The sequence below is a fragment of the Streptomyces sp. FH025 genome (genome assembly GCF_017427025.1).
Lineage (GTDB): Bacteria > Actinomycetota > Actinomycetes > Streptomycetales > Streptomycetaceae > Kitasatospora.
The window spans coordinates 1-2,757 of record NZ_JAFLNG010000876.1; the positions used below are offsets into that span (position 1 = coordinate 1).

Consider the following 2,757-nt stretch of genomic DNA (forward strand, 5'->3'; position numbering starts at 1 on the left):
CGGGTCGGGCTGTTCGACTGGAACATGGCCACCGACGTGCTCGTCGCCGACGCGCAGTACCGGGAGATCCTCGGCTTCGCGCCCGGCGAGTTCGACGGCACGGGGGCCTGCGTGAACCGCCGGCTCGCCCCCGGGGACCTGCCGGAGTTCCGGGCCGCCGTCCAGACCGCCGTGGAACGCGGCGAGGTGCTGGCCGCCCACCTCCGGGTGCTCGGGCCGGACGGCCGCCCGCACCCGGTGGAGCTGTGGGCCCGGGTGCCCGCCGCGATCCCCGGCGGGCGCACCCACCTGGTCGGCGCCGTCCTGGACGTGCGGACCCTCAGCGCCGCCGCGGCCGCCGTCGAGCGGCTGCGCGAGGGCGTCTTCTCGCTCGACCCGGACGGCCTGATCACCTACGCCAACCGGGCCGCCGAGCCACTGCTGAGGGCCTGCCGGGAGGAACTGGTCGGCCACCACCCGTGGGAGGTGCTGCCCTGGCTCGCCGACCCCTTCTACGAGAACCGCTACCGCGCCGCCCTGCTCTCCCAGCGGCCCACCGCCTTCCTGGCCGCCCGCCCGCCGGACGGCTGGCTGGCCTTCTCGCTCTACCCCGACCCGCACGGCGTGACCGGGTGGGTGGTCGCCGCCGAGGCCCCGCCGGGTGCGGCCGAGCCGGCCATCGCCCCGCCGCCCGCGGTCACGGCCACGGGTGCGGGTGCGGGTGCGGGCGCGGCCACGGCCGGCACCGGTACGGGCGGTGCGGGCGGCGTGGGCAGCACCCACCACCTGCTGCAGCTCGCCAGCGCGCTCACCGAGGCCGTCACCGTGCGCGACGTGTGCCGGGCGGTGGCGGAGGAGCTCCTCCCGGCCTTCGGCGGGCAGGAGCTCGCGATCTACGGGGTGTGCGACCGGCGGCTGCACCTGATCTCGCAGACCGGCTACCCGGACGGCTTCCTGGACGGCTTCGAGGGCACCCCGATCGACGCCCGCCTCCCCGGGGCCGAGACGCTCAGTTCCCGCGCTCCGATCTTCTTCGAGTCGGTGCGGGAACTGAGCGACGCCTACCCGGGGCTCCTCCTGGACGAGATGGCCGCCTGGGCCTTCCTGCCGCTGCTCGCCTCCGGCCGCCCGGTGGGCAGCTGCATCCTCGGCTTCGAGCGCCCGCACCCCTTCGCCGTCGAGGAGCGCGGCCTGCTCACCGGCCTCGGCGGATTCATCGCCCAGGCCCTGGAACGAGCCCGGCTCTACGACGCGGAGTTCACGCTCGCCCGCGGCCTCCAGCAGGGCCTGCTGCCGCACCGGCTCCCGGAGGTGCCCGGGATCCGGATCGCCGCCCGCTACCTGCCCGGCACCCAGGGCATGGAGATCGGCGGCGACTGGTACGACGCGATCACCACCGGTGCCGACCTCACCCTGGTGATCGGCGACGTCGAGGGCCACAGCGTGGGCGCCGCCGCCGCGATGGGCCAGCTGCGCAGCGCCGTCCGCGCCTTCGTCAGCGGCGACGAGCCGCCCGACCAGGTGCTGGCCCGGACCAACCGGCTGCTGCTCGACCTCGACCCGGGGCTGCTCGCCAGCTGCTGCCTGGTCCGCCTCACCCCCGCCGACGGCACGGTGCGGATCGCCCGCGCCGGTCACCTGCCGCCGGTGCTGCGTCACTCGGACGGCCGAGCGGAGGCGCTGTACGTCGAGGGCGGGCCGCTGCTGGGGGTGGACGAGGGCGCCGAGTACCCGGTCAGCGGGCTGCGGCTGCGGCCCGGCGCGGTGCTCGCCCTCTACACGGACGGGCTGGTGGAGGACCCGGCGCTGGCGATCGACCAGGGGGTGGACCGGCTGCGGGCCGCGCTGGCGCACGGCCGGCCGGGGGAGGGACTGGAGGCGCTGGCCGAGCGGCTGCTGCGCGAGGTCGGCTCGACCCGGCGGGTGGACGACGTGGCGCTGCTGCTCACGGCCTTCGGACGGGCGACTTTCGTCGGTCCGGACGGCGACGAAGGGTGACCGCCGGACCGGTGACCGGCCCGCTAGCCTCGTCGGGTGGATGCGATCGCGCGGGCCTGGTCGAAGGCGGTACGGACGGCGCTGCCGGGGCCCTGGCCGCCCCGGCGGGTGGTGGGCGAGGCCCTGCTGGCAGTGCTCATGGCCGGGTTCGCCGCCCTGCTGGAGCTGGCGGCCGGCACCGGGCTGGAGCTGGCGTTCGGGCTGGCCGTCGCGGTGCTGTGGGTGCTGCGGCGGGGCCTCCCGGCCACCGTGCTGCTGCTGACGGCGGTGCTGACCGGCTGGTCGGTCGGGTCGGTGCCGCTGCTGGTGTGCGTGGGCTGGACGGCCGGGGCGCGGATCCGCCGGGTCTGGGCGCTGGTCGGGGCGTTCACGGCGAGCTGGCTGCTGTTCATGGCGTCCGGGGTGCTGAAGGACGCCGGTTCGATGTCGCCCAAGCTGGTCATCGGGCTCTCGCTGGGCGGCTACCTGGTGCTCGCGGTGCTGCCCGCGCTCTACGGCCGCTACCGGGCGCAGCGCCGCGCCCTGCTGGACGCGCTGCGCGAGCGCAACGACCAGCTGGTGCGCGAGCGGGTGATGGTGGTGCACCAGGCGCGGCTGCGCGAACGGCACCGGATCGCCCAGGACATGCACGACAGCCTGGGCCACCAGCTGGCGCTGATCTCCGTGCACTCGGGTGCGCTGGAGGTGGACCGTACGCTGAGCGACCGTCAGCGGGAGGCGGTCGGGGTGCTGCGGCAGGCGGCGGTGGCCGCGATGCGCGAGCTGCGCGAGGTGGTCGGG

General features: G+C 76.3%; 2 protein-coding genes. Both read left to right on the forward strand.

The annotated features are described in order from the left end of the window. A partial coding sequence (locus tag J0670_RS35080; RefSeq protein ID WP_207816555.1) for a SpoIIE family protein phosphatase occupies nucleotides 1-1,977 on the forward strand: 1,977 nt, incomplete at its 5' end. Nucleotides 1,978-2,013: 36 nt separating this feature from the next. After that, the coding region (locus J0670_RS35085) for a histidine kinase dimerization/phosphoacceptor domain-containing protein (protein WP_307806830.1) at nucleotides 2,014-2,757 on the forward strand (744 nt) is incomplete at its 3' end.